Source organism: Sphaerimonospora cavernae (assembly GCF_042435035.1).
In the GTDB taxonomy this organism is placed as follows: Bacteria; Actinomycetota; Actinomycetes; order Streptosporangiales; family Streptosporangiaceae; genus Sphaerimonospora; species Sphaerimonospora cavernae.
Genome location: NZ_JBHMQT010000001.1, coordinates 23,947 through 40,947, shown reverse-complemented (window position 1 = coordinate 40,947; position 17,001 = coordinate 23,947). Strand labels below are relative to the sequence as shown.

The 17,001-nt window shown below is 68.5% G+C and carries 16 protein-coding genes; 13 read left to right on the top strand and 3 right to left on the bottom strand.

What is annotated here, in order from left to right:
• Window positions 1-74 precede the first annotated feature (74 nt).
• The 5 genes from obgE (at window position 75) to ACFHYQ_RS00170 (ending at window position 6,901) form a co-directional block, all read left to right on the top strand.
• Window positions 75-1,424, top strand: coding sequence for a GTPase ObgE (obgE, locus tag ACFHYQ_RS00190; RefSeq protein ID WP_394298986.1), 1,350 nt, complete (start codon window positions 75-77; stop codon window positions 1,422-1,424).
• 49 nt (window positions 1,425-1,473) lie between these two features.
• Window positions 1,474-2,610, top strand: a complete 1,137-nt coding sequence (proB, locus tag ACFHYQ_RS00185) for a glutamate 5-kinase (protein ID WP_394298985.1) — start codon at window positions 1,474-1,476, stop codon at window positions 2,608-2,610.
• Window positions 2,611-2,651: 41 nt separating this feature from the next.
• Entirely contained in the window at window positions 2,652-3,941 is a 1,290-nt protein-coding gene (locus tag ACFHYQ_RS00180; protein ID WP_394298984.1) for a glutamate-5-semialdehyde dehydrogenase, read from the top strand.
• A 75-nt stretch (window positions 3,942-4,016) separates the two neighbouring features.
• Complete coding sequence (locus tag ACFHYQ_RS00175) at window positions 4,017-5,780, top strand: serine/threonine protein kinase (RefSeq protein ID WP_394298983.1); 1,764 nt, start codon at window positions 4,017-4,019, stop codon at window positions 5,778-5,780.
• A 641-nt stretch (window positions 5,781-6,421) separates the two neighbouring features.
• Window positions 6,422-6,901, top strand: coding sequence for a hypothetical protein (locus tag ACFHYQ_RS00170; protein WP_394298982.1), 480 nt, complete (start codon window positions 6,422-6,424; stop codon window positions 6,899-6,901).
• 5 nt (window positions 6,902-6,906) lie between these two features.
• Here the strand turns inward: ACFHYQ_RS00170 and ACFHYQ_RS00165 are convergent, their stop codons facing one another.
• From ACFHYQ_RS00165 to ACFHYQ_RS00155, 3 genes are all read right to left on the bottom strand, one after another.
• Entirely contained in the window at window positions 6,907-8,886 is a 1,980-nt protein-coding gene (locus ACFHYQ_RS00165) for a hypothetical protein (protein WP_394298981.1), read from the bottom strand.
• Window positions 8,887-8,975: 89 nt separating this feature from the next.
• A complete protein-coding gene (locus ACFHYQ_RS00160) occupies window positions 8,976-9,281 on the bottom strand; it encodes a hypothetical protein (protein WP_394298980.1) in 306 nt (101 codons plus the stop codon).
• A gap of 600 nt (window positions 9,282-9,881) precedes the next feature.
• Window positions 9,882-10,892 (bottom strand): M48 family metallopeptidase, encoded by a 1,011-nt coding sequence (locus ACFHYQ_RS00155; protein WP_394298979.1) that lies wholly within the window; start codon window positions 10,890-10,892, stop codon window positions 9,882-9,884.
• Window positions 10,893-11,020: 128 nt separating this feature from the next.
• On the opposite strand from ACFHYQ_RS00155, the gene nadD reads away from it, so the two are divergent.
• The 8 genes from nadD to ACFHYQ_RS00115 all read left to right on the top strand — a co-directional run bounded on the left by nadD (window position 11,021) and on the right by ACFHYQ_RS00115 (window position 16,930).
• Window positions 11,021-11,632 carry a nicotinate-nucleotide adenylyltransferase gene (gene nadD, locus ACFHYQ_RS00150; RefSeq protein WP_394298978.1) on the top strand — a complete coding sequence of 204 codons (612 nt, stop codon included), beginning with the start codon at window positions 11,021-11,023 and terminating at the stop codon, window positions 11,630-11,632.
• Between the two features lie 415 nt (window positions 11,633-12,047).
• A complete protein-coding gene (locus tag ACFHYQ_RS00145; RefSeq protein ID WP_394298977.1) occupies window positions 12,048-12,908 on the top strand; it encodes a CDP-diacylglycerol diphosphatase in 861 nt (286 codons plus the stop codon).
• A 92-nt stretch (window positions 12,909-13,000) separates the two neighbouring features.
• A complete protein-coding gene (locus tag ACFHYQ_RS00140) occupies window positions 13,001-14,023 on the top strand; it encodes a hypothetical protein (RefSeq protein ID WP_394298976.1) in 1,023 nt (340 codons plus the stop codon).
• A gap of 265 nt (window positions 14,024-14,288) precedes the next feature.
• On the top strand, window positions 14,289-14,801 hold the full coding sequence (locus ACFHYQ_RS00135) for a helix-turn-helix domain-containing protein (RefSeq protein WP_394298975.1): 513 nt from the start codon (window positions 14,289-14,291) through the stop codon (window positions 14,799-14,801).
• Between the two features lie 132 nt (window positions 14,802-14,933).
• Window positions 14,934-15,332 (top strand): ribosome silencing factor, encoded by a 399-nt coding sequence (gene rsfS, locus ACFHYQ_RS00130; protein ID WP_204015915.1) that lies wholly within the window; start codon window positions 14,934-14,936, stop codon window positions 15,330-15,332.
• 40 nt (window positions 15,333-15,372) lie between these two features.
• Window positions 15,373-16,011 (top strand): histidine phosphatase family protein, encoded by a 639-nt coding sequence (locus ACFHYQ_RS00125; RefSeq protein WP_394298974.1) that lies wholly within the window; start codon window positions 15,373-15,375, stop codon window positions 16,009-16,011.
• A gap of 161 nt (window positions 16,012-16,172) precedes the next feature.
• Window positions 16,173-16,526, top strand: coding sequence for a hypothetical protein (locus ACFHYQ_RS00120; protein WP_394298973.1), 354 nt, complete (start codon window positions 16,173-16,175; stop codon window positions 16,524-16,526).
• A complete protein-coding gene (locus ACFHYQ_RS00115; protein WP_394298972.1) occupies window positions 16,523-16,930 on the top strand; it encodes a hypothetical protein in 408 nt (135 codons plus the stop codon). Before ACFHYQ_RS00120 ends, ACFHYQ_RS00115 begins: the two co-directional genes overlap by 4 nt.
• The last annotated feature ends 71 nt before the right edge of the window (window positions 16,931-17,001 follow it).

Below are 17,001 nucleotides of genomic sequence, written 5' to 3'. Positions count from 1 at the left end.
CTAGTGAGGCGGATCGATGATTCGGTCCGCCTCATTTGTTTGTTCATCGAGTGTTTCGAAGGGGGGTGCGGCTGATGGCCGAGTTCGTGGACACCGTCATCCTGCACATCAAGGCGGGTGACGGCGGCAACGGCTGCGCCTCCATCCACCGGGAGAAGTTCAAGCCGCTCGGCGGGCCGGACGGTGGCAACGGCGGCCGCGGCGGAGAGGTGATCCTGGAAGTGGATCCCAACACGGCCACGCTGTTGGAGTACCACCACCGTCCGCACCGCCGGGCAGGCAACGGCAAGCAGGGCATGGGCTCGAACCGGGACGGTGCCAACGGTGAGGACATCGTCCTGGCCGTCCCCAACGGCACCGTGGTGAAGGACGCCAGGACGGGTGAGGTGCTGGTCGACCTGGTCGGCGTGGGCACCCGCTACGTCGCGGCCAAGGGCGGCTTCGGCGGCCTCGGCAACGCGGCGCTCGCCAGTACCAAGCGCAAGGCCCCGGGCTTCGCGCTGCTCGGCGAGCCGGGCGACGAGGCCGAGATCATGCTGGAACTGAAGACCGTCGCCGACGTCGCGCTGGTCGGGTTCCCCAACGCCGGAAAGTCGTCCCTGATCGCCGCGCTGTCCGCGGCCCGCCCCAAGATCGCGGACTATCCGTTCACCACACTGATCCCCAACCTCGGCGTGGTCACGGCGGGGGAGACCGTGTTCACGGTCGCCGACGTGCCGGGCCTCATTCCCGGCGCGTCCCAGGGCAGGGGGCTCGGCCACGAGTTCCTGCGCCATGTCGAACGCTGCTCGACGATCGTGCACGTCCTGGACTGCGCCACGCTCGAGCCGGGCCGCGACCCGGTCACTGACTTCGACGTGATCGAGGCGGAACTCGCGGCGTACGGCTCGCTGACCGACCGGCCCCGGCTGGTCGTGCTGAACAAGGTCGACGTCCCCGACGGCCGCGATCTCGCCGACATCGTCCGGCCCATCCTCGAGGAGCGCGGCCTGCGGGTCTTCGAGATCTCCGCCGCCACCCACGAAGGCCTGCGGCCCCTGTCGTACGCCATGGGCGAGATGGTGGCGCAGGCCCGGGCACAGGCTCCGGTCGAGGAGCCGACGCGCCTGGTCATCCGGCCGAAGCAGCTCGGCGAGACCGGGTTCTCGGTGCGGCGCGTCGACGGCAACACCTTCCAGGTGACCGGGGAGAAGCCCGAGCGGTGGATCCGGCAGACCGACTTCGCCAACGACGAGGCCGTGGGCTATCTGGCCGACCGGCTGAACCGGCTCGGCGTCGAGGACGCGCTGATCGGGGCGGGGGCCGAGCCGGGAGCCGAGGTGATCATCGGGCCGATGGAGGGCGGCTACCTCTTCGACTGGCAACCGTCCCAGGGCGCCGAGGCCCACATGGGGCCGCGCGGCAGCGACAGTAGGCTCGGCTGAGATACCGAGCCGGTCAACCTGCCGACATGGGGACGAGTGAGATGGCGTGATGGGCGGAAAACAGGAGGGTCGCAGCCAGATCGGCTCCGGTCGGAGGTTGGTCGTCAAGGTGGGCTCGTCCTCCCTGACGACGCCGAACGGCATGATCGACGTGGATCGTGTGGACGCGCTCGTCGACGTGCTCGCCGCGCGAAGGCAGGCCGGCACTCAGCTCGTGCTCGTCTCGTCGGGCGCGATCGCGGCCGGGCTCGGCCCGCTCGGGCTCAGGGCGCGACCCAAGGACCTGGCCACCCAGCAGGCGGCGGCCTCGGTCGGCCAGGGCGTGCTCGTCGCCCGCTACACCTCCTCGTTCGCCAGGTACGGCCTGCGCGTCGGCCAGGTGCTGCTCACCGCCGACGACATGATGCGCAGGTCGCATCACCGCAACGCCCAGCGCACGCTGACCAAGCTGCTCGAGCTCGGCATCGTCCCGGTCGTCAACGAGAACGACACGGTGGCCACCGACGAGATCCGCTTCGGTGACAACGACCGGCTCGCCGCGCTGGTAGCCCACCTGACCCACGCCGACGGGATGGTGCTGCTGTCGGATGTGGACGCCCTCTACGACGGCGATCCGCGCCGGGCAGGTGCCACCCGGATCGCTGAGGTACGCGGGCCGGAGGACCTGGAGGGCGTCGAACTGGGCACCTCCGGCCGGGTCGGCACCGGCGGAATGATCACCAAGGTGCAGGCGGCCCGCATCGCCACCGGCGCCGGCGTGCCGGTCGTGCTGACGGCGGCCGCGCACGCGGCGCAGGCCCTCGCCGGCGCCGACGTCGGCACCTACTTCCCTCCCGGTGGCCGCCACCCCGGCACCCGGCTGCTCTGGCTCGCCCACGCCACCACCGGGCGGGGCAGGCTGCATCTGGACGAGGGCGCCGTCGAGGCCGTCGTGGCGCGGCGCATGTCGCTGCTGCCGGCCGGCGTGGTGAAGGTCGAGGGCGACTTCGCCGAGGGCGACCCGGTCGACCTGTGCGGCCCGGAGGGGGTTCCCGTCGCGCGGGGTCTCGTCAACTACGATGCCGCCGAGATCCCGGAACTGCTCGGCAGGTCGACCCGGGAGCTGGCCAGCACGCTCGGTCCAGAATATGAGCGTGAGCTGATCCACCGAGACGACATCGTCATACTGGAACCGGCCCGCGCCTGACGGGCTTGCGGCCGATCACGATCACATGGAGCGCGAGGCGAATGTCTGAGGCAGAGGACTTCCTGAAGGTGGCGCACGCGGCCCGGGAGGCCGCGACGATGCTGGCGCCGATGCCCCGCGCACCGAAGGACGCGGCGCTGCGCGTCGTCGCCGACGCCCTCGTCGCGGCCACGGACGAGATCGTCGCAGCCAACGCCGTCGACGTGGACAGGGCCAGGGAGGGCGGCACCGCCGAGGCCATGATCGACCGGCTCCGCCTCGACGCCGCCCGGATCGAGAAGATCGCCGAGGCCGTACGGCAGGTGGCCGACCTGCCCGATCCCGTCGGTGAGGTCGTGCGAGGGAGCACGCTGCCGAACGGTCTGGAGCTACGCCAGGTCCGGGTGCCGCTGGGCGTCATCGGGATCATCTACGAGGGCCGCCCGAACGTGACCGTCGACGCCGCCGCCCTGTGCCTCAAGAGCGGCAACGCCGTACTGCTGCGCGGGTCGTCCAGCGCGTACTCGTCCAATATCGCGCTCGTGAAGATCATGCAGGAGGCGCTGGCCCGGACCGATGTGCCTGCCGGGGCCGTACAGCTCGTGCCTGGCCTGACCCGCGAGTCGGTCAAGCACCTCATGCGCGCCCGCGGGCTGGTCGACGTGCTGATCCCGCGCGGCGGCGCCTCACTGATCAACAGCGTGGTGGAGGAGTCGACGGTCCCGGTGATCGAGACCGGAACCGGAAACTGCCATGTGTACGTCGACGCCGACGCCGACATCGAGACCGCCCTGGAGATCCTGGTGAACGCCAAGGCGCAGCGGCCCTCGGTATGCAACGCGGCTGAGACGTTCCTCGTGCACGCCGCCATCGCCGGCGAGTTCCTCCCGAGGGCGCTCGCCGCGCTCAAGGACGCGGGCGTGACCGTGCACGGCGACGAACGGGTGTGCGGCCACGGCGCCGACGTGGTGCCCGCCACCGAGGAGGACTTCGCCACGGAGTATCTCTCGCTCGACATCGCGGCGGCCGTCGTCGACTCGCTGGACGACGCGGTCGCGCACATCAGGCGGTACGGCTCGGCCCACACCGACGCGATCGTGACCCGTTCGCAGGGGGCGGCCAGGAGGTTCACGGCGACCGTGGACTCGGCGGCCGTCGCCGTGAACGCCTCGACGCGGTTCACCGACGGCGGGGAGTTCGGGTTCGGCGCGGAGATCGGCATCTCCACGCAGAAGTTGCACGCACGTGGTCCCATGGGCCTGCCCGAACTCACCTCCACCAAGTGGATCTACATCGGTGAGGGGCACGTCCGTGACAGTCCCCGCACGGTGACGGACTGCGCGGGCAGATAACGGATCGGGGTTTTCGGGGACGGGCGGCGCGCCTCCGGGAATTCACCACCATAGGCCGCTATGGTTGGCGCTCCTATGGCTGGACGTCTTGGGCGGGTCGGCCCGTACGCGCTCCTGGAGCGCCTGGGCCGGGGCGGTATGGGTGAGGTGTATCTCGCCGCCAACCGCAGGGGGGAACACGTCGCCCTGAAGATGCTCCGTGACCCCATCGAGAACGATCCCGACGCCCGATTACGCCTCGAACGCGAGGTCCGGGCGCTGCGGCGGGTGGAGAGCCCCTACGTCGCCCGGGTGCTCGACGCGGACCTGTCCGGTGACCGGCCATATCTGGTGATGGAGTACATCGAGGGAGACACTCTGCTCGATGCCGTACGGCGCGGGCCGCTGCCCGAGGCCGAGCTCATCCCGGTGGCCCAGGGGCTCGCCACGGCCCTCGCGATCATCCATGCGGGCGGAGTGGTGCACCGCGACGTCAAACCGGCCAACGTGCTGATCGGCGAGGACGGGCCGGTGCTGATCGACTTCGGCATCGCCCAGGTGCTCGACGCGACCAGGGTGACCATGACCGGGACCTTCCTGGGTACCCCCGGCTACAGCGCACCCGAGCTCTTCGCCGACGAGACGGTGGGTGAGCCCGCCGATATCCACGCCTGGGCGGCCACCGTCGCATTCGCCGCCACGGGACGCCCCACGTTCGGGCGGGGCACGGTCGAGTCCCAGATGTACGCCATCCTCAACGGCAAGGCCGACCTCGCGGGGGTGCCGGCCGCCCTGCTGCCGCTCGTCCGCGCGGCGCTCCACCGTGATCCCGCCCGCCGTCCCACGGCCGCGCTGCTCGCCGACCGGCTCACCCGCCTCGCCCGGGCCACCATGGAAGCGCCGAGCCGTACGGCGACGCCGACGCCGGCTCGGCGTACCAGGCCGGAGACGAGCGGCAGGCCCGCGCCGAAGGCCGACAAGCCCACGCCGAAGGCCGCTGCCAAGTCGGGGGCGAGCATGGTGAAGGGCACCGTCACCGAGGATGAGCAGCGGCCTGCGGAGGCACTGGCGGCTGAGCGGCCCGAAAAGCGCGGGAAAACAGAAAAGCCCGGGAAGGCAGACCGGCTCGAGAAGCCGGAGAAGGCCGACCAGCAGGCGGTGAAGGCCGGCAAGGCCGACGGGGACCCGGCGACGGCGCCCGTCACCAAGCCGGTCCGGAGGCGAGGCGGACCGTCAGCCGGTCGGGGTCGCCGGGCCGACCGCCGATCAGGTGAGGGGCGTACCCGATCGGCCCTGGCGGTCGAGACGCCGCCGAAGCCGGCCGATCCAGAGCCGTCGCTCGGCATCCCCACCGGCAACGTCGCGCTGGCCGCGCTGGCGGTGCTCGCCGTGCCATGCGTGGTGGCCGCGGTGATCTACCCGCTCGCCACGTTCGCGATCACGGCGACGTTCGTCGTCGTGACGCGAGCGGGCTGGATGGGCCACTGGGTCGTACGCAACCGTAAGTCGCCGCGGATGCGGGGGATGCTGCGCGTGCTGAGTTTCCCGCTGACGCTGCTCGGCGCACTCATCACGGCGGCGGCCTGGCCGGGGCTGCCGGCCGCCACCGCCGGCTTCGTCGCCCTGTGGCTCACGGCCGGGACGCACCTCGAGCCGCAATGGTGGACGATGACGATGCCCGTCACGATCGCGGGTGTGGTCTTCGGCGTCATCTGCGGCGGGATCATCGGCCGGGAGATCGAACGTGCCGCTGTCAAGATGCCGGGACTGCGCAGCGAGGGCCTGCGGGCGCTGGCCGTGCTGGGCGGCTTCGTCGCCCTGTGCGCGGCCGCCGTCCACGCCGTGGCCCTGTTCTTCTGACCACGACGCTCTCGTCCGGCCGCCGCGAGGCCACCCCTTACCAGGCGGCCTCTTCCGCAAGGTCGAATCCTACGGTTCCGCAGGCCCTCCACGAGGGCGGGCAACGATACCAAGCCGACCCGCAGCGAGCGACAGTAACCAGGAGCTCCGACAACTCCGGAGCCGCACGAGGAGATCCTGCGGGTCGCTGAGTCACGTGGTGGGCGTGATCGTCCAGATACCCCGGCCACTCGACTTGCGCGGTCGCGGTGGATGCCGGACACGGGCCGTACGACGTACGCGCGGGTGGTGGAGCACACCTGCGACGACCGCGTGCCCGTCTCATACGAGCTGTGCGCGGCCGGCGTCGCCATCGGCGACCTGTACCGCGTCCGCCTGCCGGAAGCGCCCGTGACGGCAGGCGGGCCGAGACCCATCCAGGACCGGCCCCGAGGTCTGACGGCGCGCACCTCGGGGCCTACCGCCAGGATCACGGTCAATGGCCTTGTAGTTAAAAGGATACGGAAGCAAATTCGGCGCAGAAAGTCATATAACGGTCGAATTGGAGCGGACGGTATCGCTTCCTTATGGAAGGGATGACGGAACATGAGGCTTTGGGTCAAGATTGCTATGTCTGTCAGTCGGGTGGTGGAGGTAGGGGCGTGCGCGGTGCGCGGATGGCGATGGCGGTTCTCGTGGTCGGCGGGTTGATTTCCGGCTGTGGGCCCGGCCCGACCCTGCAGGCGGCCACCGCGGAACTGCAGAAAGACATGCAACGCCTGGAGACCGATGACGTCTTCAAGAACCCGCTCAAGAAGCTGAAGATCGTGGAGCGCCCGGACAAGGACCTACCTTGTGACAAGGGCAAGTTCGAGCGGGTACTACGCGCCACGGCCGACCTTGAGCGCAAGGGCCCGAGCTTGGACAATCATCTTGATCACGCGCAGCGGTTGATGGAGATCACGTTATCTGAGGTCCTCCATTACAAGATGACCTACGACCTGACCCAGATGGACTGGGAGGACGCCCGGTTGATCGATGGGAGGAAGGACACCCCCGGTATCACGGTCAAGGTGATCGTGGTGCCGGAGTCGCCCACCTGGCGGCTGGTCGCGAAGACCGACTGTCTGCCTCGGTCGTAGACCTGTCAGTCCCAGACGCGGATGAGCTCCTTGGCCTGATCGTTGGTTATGAAGCGCGAGGCATCCTCGACTTTGTCGTCGAAGGCCTTGTTTCCGTCCATCCATCGCTCGTAGGGGGTCAGCTTCGCCCGGAGGATCTCTTCCCAGCTCTTTCCGGTGCGGGTCGCCTCCTGCTTGGCCTCGGCCATCAGCTCGTCGAAGCTCCTGATACGGCCTGTTTTAGGACTGATCAGCTCGGCCGGTGGCTTGCTCGCCGGGTAACCGGCGTTGTGTAGCAACTCTGCCACGTCGTACTTCTGACGCAGGGTGAAGTTCGCCCGGGCCTCGGTGAGTGCCTGGACGCGGGTTTCGATGCTGTCAGCCCCCATGTCGAGGAGCGCGCTCCCGCCGTAGGCGTTCGCGAGCGTCCAGCCCATGCTCACAGCGGTGTTCGCTATGGGGATCTCGCCGAGGCCCAGGGCCATGGTGTTCTTCGTGAGGTCCCGGATCAGCTTGTCCGTGGCGTCCTTCGCGCCGCGTACCTCCAACGCAGCCTTGAACTCCAGCCCGCCGAGGTCGCCGAACATTCTCGTTGCATCACGGAAGTGGCCGTCGTCTTTTTGGGCGTCGAGGCGGGCGGCGGTGGTCAGGGTGTCGTAGCGGAATTGGGCTGCGGTCTTGTCGAAGTCGTCGGTGAGGCGTTCCTCTCCCGTGAACGTCTGCAGGAAGCGGTAGGTGTCGCCGGGGCTCAGGTAGAAGCCGGGGGTGACACCCGGGATCGGCACCCACTCATCGGGCACCGCCATGCCCGATGTCCGATAGGCGGCTTTGTCGAAGCGGGCGCCGGAGGCGAGTTCGTGGATGTAGGACTTGGCGAGCACGGACATCGAGTCCCTGGCCCGGCTGGGCAGGTCCTTGCCGAAGGAGCCGGCCGCCAACATCGCGTCCATGGTGAACGCCGCGGCCTGCGGTGAGTGCTTGCCCGGCTTCTCGGTCGTCGCCTCACTGCCGGCCTCCATCACGCGGCCGAAGGCGTCGGCGACGTCGTCGCCCGTGCCCGATCGTTTGGCGTAGTCCAGGAACAGCTTCATCTTGTCGACCTGGCTGAGCTTGACCTCCTCGCCGCCCAGCTGCGCGAACGCCGCCCGCGCGGCCTCGCCGTCCCCGGCCAGCACCTCAAGCGCGAGGGCGACCACATCGGAGGAGTAGCCGTACGTCTTCGTCTCGTGCGGACCCGCGCCGCGCCAGTCCCGCTTGGGGTTCTTGACGAACTCATCCAGCGCGAGTGCGCGGGCCGCGGCCACGCGGTAGGCCGTGGGCGCTTTCGCCCCCGCCAGCAGCGCGAGCCGGTCCCACGCCCGGGCCGGACTGGCGGGCTTGTTCAGCAGGTCGGCTTTCACCTTCTCCCATGCGGGAATGCGGCCGGGTGCGCGCAGCGCCGCGCCCAGCACCGCGCTGAACGCGGCCAGGTCCTCCTTGGCGGTCGGGCTGCCGGTGTTCATGAGGAGGTTGGGCAACGCGTCGCGCACCGACGTGGGCAGCGTGGCGAAGAACGCCGCGGCGGCCGCGGGATCCTTGGCCAGCCCGGCGAGCTCCTTGATGTGCTGGTGGACCAACTCACCCTTGGACTCCGCGCTGATGTCGTTGTTGGCCAGGATGCCCCCGCCCCCGAGCTTCACGTCTCCGCCGTACATCAGGGCCAGGCCGCGGCCGGTTCCGAAGCTGTCCAGCGCGTCGGGCAGGCGGGCGAAGGTGTGGTCGTCGGTACCGTTCAGCGCTTTGATCAGCTCGGCCCGCTCGGCGAGCATCGGGGCCTGACCTCTGCCCCAGTCGGCGATGGAAGCGATCTGCGCCAGCGGCGTGGTGCTTATCTCGTTGACCCGGAACAGCGCCTCGAAGTCGGAGCAGAAGGTGGTGAGCTGCTTGGCCGCCTGATGTAGATCGTCCGCCATCGCGTGCATCGCGGCCGGGTCGATGCCACAGAAATCACCGGTGGGGGATGTCATCACGGGTCCTCTTCTCCGGGGGATCTGGGGTGGGGATCTCGGGTTGGAGGGATCGGCACAGGTCCTCGCTGGGCGTCCGGGGCCTCTGGTCAGCTGCCTCTGATCTGCCGTTTGATGAGCTCGGCCTGGGAGCGGGTCACCGATGGCGGATGCCGGTGCAGCTCGCCTTCGATCGCGTGCACCATCTGCTGCACGATCCGGCCCAGGCGGTTGTGCTGGTCGCCGACCTCGTTCGTCCACTTCCCGGCGGTCGGCCCCGTCCAGACCTTGCCCGACTGCATCGAGCCGTAGACGCGCTGATAGGCCTGCCTGACCTCTTGCGATCTGTTGTGCACCTCTTTCAGGAGGTACTTCAGTTGCTCATGGCGAGGGTTGGGCACCATCTCCTCTGCCATGCCGTCCCCCGCTCCCGCTCTCCTCGTACGCGTCCCCAGTCACATTTGCTGTCAAAGGTAGACAATGCCTGGTAGCGGCGGCAACCCCGAAATATCAGGACATTTTGGCGATGGGGGCTTCCGGAATGCCTGGCGGGTTCTCGACATCGGAGGTGAAAAGTTTCTACCCAGGCATGAACTTATCCACGCCACAAGCATGCCGCCAGGTGGACAGCCAATTAATTGGAGCAGCAACCAGCGCTGGCGTAGGGCCCTTGCCGGACCGCTCTCGAAGGGATGGGGAGTAGCGGACTTTATGTCCTTTTACTCCCAGACCACCTTCAGGTCGCCCGCGCCCCGGGTCCACAGGGCCGATTGTCAGTGGCAATGCGACAGTCAATGCCGAGCAAGATCCAAGTGGGACCCCATCAACCCGGTCGCCGAATGCAACGGGTCAGGAGGACAGGGGAGCGGGCGATGTTGGGCACGTGTCGATCCGTGGCCGGGCAGCACCGGCCCGAGACGCTGACAGCAGCATGAGATGGCGAGTGCCGCCGCCGCGATTCGCTGTAGTGATCTGTTGCGATGGTGACCGGGGGTGGGGCCCCCGGATCACCGAAGTCAGTTCTCCCTACGGGCGAACCTGTTGAAGATGCGCTCGCCGGCGTTGACGGCGCCCTCGGCGACGTCGCGCAGGACGCCGATGAAGGGGTCCTGAGACTGGGCCCACGACTCGCGGTAGGAGTTGGCCGCCGCCTTGACCTCCTCGGAGATGCTGGCGTTGGCGTCGTCCTCCCTGCGGGGGTAGTCGCCTCCGATGATGCGGTCGTAGTCGCCGCCGCGGCGCCAGCGGTCCAGCTCGGCGACCCGGGTCACCGCGAAGGGGTGGGTGGTGCCGAGCATGTTGAGGACCTTCAGCAGGCCGTCGCGGACGTCGCCCGCCGTGTCGTACTCCCTGGCCTGGTCGAGGAAGGCCTCGATGTTCATCTCGTGGAGGCGCGAGCCGCCCGCCAGCTTCATGAGCGCGCGCAACGCGGCGTCGGGGTCCTGACCGGCCAGCAGGCCGCCCCGGTCGGCCGACATCTCCGCCTTGCGCTGCCACTCCTCAAGGGCGGCGACGATGACCCGCAGGCCGATGTAGCCCAGCGGAATCCACGCCACGCGGGTGGCGAGCCGGGTGAGGATGGCCAGCATCGTGCCGTACACGGCGTGGCCGGACAGGATGTGGGCGGTCTCGTGGCCGACCACGAAGCGCAGTTCCTCCTCGTCCATCAGGTCGAGCAGACCTGTCGAGACGACGATGAACGGCTCGTCGAAGCCGATCGCCATGGCGTACGCCTGCGGATCCTGCTGGACGTACACCTCGGGGATGCGGGGCATGTCCAGGATGTAGGCGCTGTCGCGGCCCATGTCGTGCAGCGCGCGGAACTGGGTGTCGGTGCAGCGCACGGCCGACGCCAGGAACATCAGACGCAGGCGGCGCTCGCTGAACAGCCCCGACATCCGCTTCAGGACCGAGTCGAAGCCGGTGAGGGAACGCATCGCCACCAGCGCGGAGCGATCAGCGGGGTGTTCGTAGGCTCGGGAGCTGATGCCCGGGAGTTGCACGCGGTTGCGGTCGGGAGTGGTCATGTTCCGCATGCTATGTCTCCCGGGAGGGGTGCGCGCAGGCGAAGACGGCGAGGTCGAGACGAGGCGAAACCTTGACCGAAAAGACCCGGTTTTCACCGGAACCTGGTATGCAGGTTATGGTCCGTTCCATGAAAAACGGGGCCCCGACCAGGCGACTGGGCATCATGGGCGGCACCTTCGACCCGATTCACCACGGTCACCTGGTGGCGGCGAGCGAGGTCGCCCACCACTTCGACCTGGATGAGGTGGTGTTCGTCCCGACCGGGCAGCCCTGGCAGAAGGCCGACAAGACGGTGTCCTCGAGCGAGGACCGTTACCTGATGACCGTGATCGCGACGGCGTCGAATCCCCGCTTCTCGGTCAGCCGGGTGGACATCGATCGTCCGGGTCCCACCTACACGATCGACACGCTGCGCGACATCTCCGCTGTCTACGGCTCCGAGGCCGACCTGTACTTCATCACCGGGGCCGACGCGCTGGCGCAGATCCTGAGCTGGCGCGATGTGGACGAGTTGTTCGCCATCTCCCATTTCGTCGGCTGCACCCGGCCCGGCCACACCCTGCAGGACCCCGGTTTACCGCCGGGCAAGGTCAGTCTGATCGAGATCCCGGCACTCGCCATCTCGTCGTCCGAATGCCGCCACCGCGTCGCCGCCGGCGAGCCGATCTGGTACCTGGTCCCAGACGGCATTGTCCAGTACATCAACAAGCGCGGCCTCTATCACGATCTGGAGCCGTGACCTTCCTGCCAGACGACGATATTTCTGCTTTTTCCGGGCTCGCTGCCGAATAATCGGTCATATTGGCGGAACAGCCTTGATGTCGTATGCCCTCGACGTGGCGCCACGATAAATTATTTCCCTCCTGGGGGCGAATGCGATGTAAGCCACAGGAGTGGAACGCCGCTGTTATTCCAACTTGCCACGGGAAGTGTTTTCGTCCTACCCACGGAAATTCAAACCAGGTGCCGGAACGGTTCAATGGCCGATCGGGTGGGGGCATCCTGATTCGAGCGCGCCGGCTCCTGGTCGACGGGGAGTGGCGTCGTGAAAGCGATATTCTCGATCCGCGAACGCTTCCGACGATTTCTGTGCACGGAAGTGTGGTCCCTGCAGAGGTCGCGACATCTTCGCGCGGAAATTATCGGGGGTATCCATGTTTGAGAACGACGAGATGAGCAGGCTGACGCGACGCCGATTCGTCCGGTTCTCCGGTCTCGCCGGCGTCGGCGCCGTCCTCGCGGGCGCCCGGTCGGCCACGGCTCACCCACTGCCCCCTGTCTGCGGGCCCGACCCCGCGCAATGTGGTAGTCCCACGAGCACGGACGCTCTCTGGGTCGCGAGCCAGCGGTGCCACATGAACAACACGTGCCTGCAGAACGCCAACGACTATGTCGTGATGCCCGGCAACAACAACGCATCGCATTACACGAACTATATTCTGGTCCCGACTCTGCGGATCAATGGGATCGAGTGCCCCTGGATCTGCGAGAGCGTCGCACCGAACTATTGGAGTGCCGCGGAGTTCTTCGCCGGCAGGAAGCCCACGGTGGTGCCTACCCCGGTGGGGCTGGGGATCAATTCGGTTCATGCTCGGATGTTCAACCAGCTGCATATTCATATGGCTACGGCGCGGCCGGTGTCTCTGAAGGACCTCACTGCCAATGAAAGCGATGCGGCCAGGACTGTGGCGGGCTGGGTCGACTCGCGTGTGTCGATCCGGGGCTTCAGCGAAAAGTTGGGGATTATTCCGCACACCTATCGAGTGCTCATCTGGCCGGGAATCAATCACGACAATCTGTTCGAAATGCTCCGGACCATGCTGCGCATTTCCCTGGGGCCCGGAGCGACGACCGCCGATGCGCAGGCGCTGATGCGGCTCCAAACACTGATCGTGATACCTCGTCCGGCCGGCGATTATTACATCGTGAACAGCGAGAACGGCCTGAGGGATCCGAAGAACCCACGGCTGACGGGATCCAACACCTGCGACCCGTTGCTGCTCCTGCATCCCTGACCGCTTCATGAGCTGCTTTCGGCAGCGTTCCAGCCCCGGACGTCGGTCGCGGCAGGCGTGATCTGCCGCGACCGGAGCCTCAAGGAGCACCTGTGGACCTCAAGCATCGAAGGCCGTCCCTCACCCTCGCCGGGGGTGCCCTCACGGCGTGCGCCCTCGCGCTCGCCGCGCCCTGCGTGGCGCTCCCGGATCCCGGCCGCGCTGCCACCGGGACCGATACCCATACCCGCTGCATCTCCACTCCGGCGGAATACCTGATGGCCTGGGAGAAGCGCCAGGTCCGATGCGTCTCGCCCGCGCTGTTCGGCACCACGCACACCCGTGGCAGCACGTCGTTGTATCCCAGCGGCTTCTGGTACGCGTGGGCGGGCTCCAACACCAACCTCGAACGCTACCTGGCGCTGCGCAGGGCCTACGGCCATCAGCCCGCGAAGGTCGGCATCGGCATCCTCTCGTACGTCGGATTTCCGGGCCTCGACACCTTCGACACTCCCACGGACCTGGCCGTCTACACCCTCCCGGAGGGCGTACAGGCCAGGGTGCCGAGCTTTGAGACGTGGTTCCGCCTGCTCGACGAGGAGTTCGGCGACACGGGGGCGTACCCTTTGCGGGCCCAGACCGACCTCGTGGTCGCGTACTCCCGGCTCGGCCCGCACCGGGATGTCGTCGACGCGTTCCAGCCCGTGACCGGCTGCAAACGGGCCGCGCTGCTCCAAGGGCGGGAGCCGTCGGCGGCCATCGGCTGCAACGCCTCCTTCCTCGGCGCGCTGCGGGCCGCCGGCCCCTCCCCGTACACCACCGGGGAGTCGAAGAAGTGTTTCGCGAACTTCGCCTCCCGCTACCGGGGGCCGAGGAACGCCGCCGCCCTGCGCGCTGTGCTGTTCCAGTGCCAGGACGCGGGATTCCTCAACACCGGCGTCGGCCTCGGCTACAACACGTATGCCAACCCGTTCGTGTGCGAGCCCGCCTACCGGCAGACGGTACGGCAGAAGTACACGGGCAGGGAGTTCATCGTGCCGAACTCGACCCTCGACCGGCTGCCCAGCCATGTCGACATCGGGTTGGACCTCGGCAGACCGTCCGAACGCCGCTTCCTGCGGACCGGCTACTGCTGAATCGCGACTGAAGCCGATCGGCAGGTCCCGCGCCGAAGTAGAACAGTACGGCGGAGGCCGCCACCGCGAGGCGATCAGGAGGGACGACGCCGCTTCATCGCCGTCGTGCCGAAACCGGAGATCACGACGGCGCCCAGGTAACGGGTCGTGTCGCGATCGGTGAGGACGGCTCGCATGACCGGGATCATCGCCGTTTTCCAACTCCCAAGTCAATGCTTGGGGGTTGGGTGTGGCCGGATGGTGTTTACTTGCCGCCATGGGGGAGGTGGATCCGAAACTCAGGGCGCTGGCGCACCCGGTACGGCTGCGCATGCTGTCGCTCATCTGGGGCGCGGCCATGTCCGCCGCCGAGCTCGCCCACGAACTGGGCGTCTCCCACGCCCTGGCCAGCCACCACCTTCGCTGTCTCGATGACGCGGGCCTGGCCGAGTTGGTCGACGTGCGTGCCCGCCGTGGTGGCAGGGAACGCCGATACCGGGCGGTGCGAGGAACGCCGCTCACCGATCAGCAGGCCGACTTCCCCCTGATCGCCGAGACCCTGGCCCAGACCTTGCGTGAGCGCGCCGGACGGCGGAAGGCCGAGGGGGACGGGGCGATCGCCGACGCCGAGCTGTGGGTCGACCCCGGGCTCTGGGAGGACGCCCGCCGCCGGATCCTCGCCGCGCTGGTGGACCTGCACCAGGGCGCGCTCGCTCCGCACACGCCGGGGGCGGTCCACATCGGGACGACCGTCGCCGCCTTTCCCCTGATGGAATCTCCCGCTGGAAATGAACGTTGAAATCCTGGTCCAGGTGATAACTCCGGATTGCCGACGCGTCCCCGGTAGGGTCAACTCCGGGAAAGACGGTTGTCCGGCTCACTCAGACTGGGCACTGTTGAAAGAGCCGTCAAGGGAGGACAGAACCGCATCGTGACAGCAACCGAGAGATCAGTCCAGCTCGTACGGATAGCGGCCGAAGCCGCCGCCGAGAAGCTGGCTGACGACATCATCGCGTACGACGTAAGCGACCAGCTCGTGATCACCGACGCGTTCCTGCTCTGCTCGGCGTCGAACGACCGCCAGGTGCGTGCCGTGGTCGACGAGATCGAGGAGCGACTGCGCGTCGAGGCCGACGCGAAGCCGGTCCGCCGCGAGGGTGAGCGGGAGGGCCGCTGGGTGCTCCTCGACTACCTCGACATCGTCATTCACGTACAGCACGAAGAGGACCGGAACTTCTACGCGCTGGAGCGCCTCTGGAAGGACTGCCCCGCCATCGGACTGCCCGAGAGCGTGAAGCGGGTGGCGGCGCAGCGCGGGGCGGCCCGATGAGGCGATCTCATGGGGCGGCGCGGCGGTCCGGGGAGGTCCGGTGAGCCGCCGGGTCGTCTGCCTGCGACACGGCCAGACGCTGTGGAACGTCGAGAAGCGCTTCCAGGGACACACCGACATTCCGCTCGACGAGACCGGAGCGGCGCAGGCCGCGCGGGCGGCGTCCCTGCTCGCGGCACTGCGGCCCACGATGATCGTCTCGTCCGATCTGCGCCGTGCGTTCGACACGGCATCCGCCGTCGCCCGGCTCACCGGCCTCGGCGTCACCGTCGACAAGGACCTCAGGGAGCGCGGCGGCGGCGAGTGGGAGGGCCTCACCCGTGACGAGATCAAGGCGGGGTGGCCGGTCGAGTTCGAGGCATGGGAGGCGCCCGGCGGCGAGGACGTCGCCGACGTCGCGGCCCGGGTCTGCGACGCGATCCTGCGCTGGTCCGCACGGGTCGACGACGACGGGCTGCTGGTCGTGGTCTCGCACGGCGCGGCCATCCGGCTGGGCATCGCCCGGCTGATGGGCCTGCCACAGGACCTGTGGTCGGCGCTGGGTAGCATCGGCAACTGCTCCTGGTCGGTGCTGGAGGAGGGCCGCACGGGCTGGCGCCTCCTGGAGCACAACGCCGGCACCCTGCCGGAACCGGTCAGCAGCGACGACAGTCCCGAGGCCGCCACAGGCGGGCACTAGGTTCTCAACACCCCAGCCCCGCCGGCGCGGGGCCTACGCGATCGGGCCGATAACCTACTGGCCATGTTCCCGACGTTCCCGACGTCCCCGACGGCTCCCGTGTCCCCGGCGGTGTTCCCTACCTTTGTCGCCGTCATCTCCCCGGCCTCGGGCGAGGTCCGATGATCGGCGCGTTCTCCGGCGGGCTGATCGGCGCCGCGCTGCTGCTCGCCCTGCTCGCCCTGATCACGGCGATCCGCGACCGGCCGATGGGCGTGGTGCTGCTGGCCGGGCTGGCCGTGCTCGAACTGGCGCTGCTCGTCCAGGCGGGCCTGGCCGTCGCCGAGGTCGGACAGGTGCGGGAGAGGGCCACCTTCATCGGTTATCTCGCGGGGACGGTCGTCATTCCGCCGGCGGCGGTGTGGTGGGGGCGGGCGGAGCGCACGCGCTGGGGCCCCGGCGTCATCGCGGTCGCCGCGTTCACCGTGGCCGTCATGACCGGGCGGCTCCTGCAGCTTTGGAACGCGACGGCATGAACCCGGGTGAGTCCGCGGATCGAGCGGTCAGGGCGGGGCCGGGCCGCGTACTGGTGGCCGTGTACGGCGTGTTCGCCCTCGCCGCCTCCGCTCGTGCCGCAGTGCAGATCGCGACGAAGTTCGCCGAGGCGCCCCTGGCGTACCTGCTGTCGGCCTTCGCCGCCGCCGTCTACATCGTGCTCACCGTGGCGCTGGCCCGCGGGGCGAGTCGGTCGGCGGTGGCCGCCTGCGTGATCGAGCTCGCCGGGGTGCTGATCGTCGGCACGCTGAGCCTGGCCGACGCCCGGGCGTTCCCGCACGCGACGGTCTGGTCCGGTTACGGCAGTGGGTACGGCTTCGTGCCGCTCGTGCTCCCGGTGATCGGCCTGGTCTGGCTGCTCCGGCGACGCCGGCCCGGGAGCTGACCGGGAGTCGATCCGCACGAATCAGTACGTCTTGCGTACTGCTGGACGGCGGCCGATCGGCGTATTGAGAT